Origin of the sequence: Streptomyces rhizosphaerihabitans, assembly GCF_025399795.1 — a bacterium.
Lineage (GTDB): Bacteria > Actinomycetota > Actinomycetes > Streptomycetales > Streptomycetaceae > Streptomyces > Streptomyces rhizosphaerihabitans.
The window spans coordinates 1-596 of record NZ_JAODTZ010000174.1 but is presented as its reverse complement, the minus strand read 5'-3'; the positions used below and the strand labels follow the sequence as shown (position 1 = coordinate 596).

At 74.2% G+C, this 596-nt stretch carries 1 pseudogene; it reads left to right on the top strand.

The features are described from left to right. Positions 1–596, top strand: a pseudogene (locus tag N4G66_RS45270) (acetyl-/propionyl-CoA carboxylase subunit alpha); the annotation flags it as partial.

Sequence of the window (596 nt, the reverse complement as noted above, 5' to 3'; positions counted from 1 at the left end):
CTGCCCGCCCCCGGCACCGTCACCGCCTTCGCGCCCCCCTCCGGCCCCGGGGTGCGCCTGGACGCGGGCGTGGAGTCCGGCTCCGTGATCGGCCCGGCCTGGGACTCGCTGCTCGCCAAGCTGATCGTCACCGGCGCGAGTCGCAAGCAGGCCCTGCAGCGGGCCGCCCGCGCGCTGGCGGAGTTCCAGGTGGAGGGCATGGCCACCGCGATCCCCTTCCACCACGCGGTGGTCACCGATCCGGCGTTCGCCCCCGAGCTGACCGGCTCCAGCGACCCGTTCACGGTCCACACCCGGTGGATCGAGACCGAGTTCGTCAACGAGATCAAGCCGTTCGCCGCGCCGGCCGACGCCGAGAGCGACGACGAGCCCGGCCGCGAGACGGTGGTCGTCGAGGTCGGCGGCAAGCGCCTGGAGGTCTCGCTGCCCGTCTCACTGGGCATGTCGCTGGCCCGCACCGGCCTGGCCGCCGGCGCCAAGCCCAAGCGCCGCGCCGCCAAGAAGTCCGGCCCGGCCGCCTCCGGCGACACCCTCGCCTCCCCGATGCAGGGCACCATCGTCAAGGTCGCCGTCGAAGAAGGCCAGGAGGTCAAGGA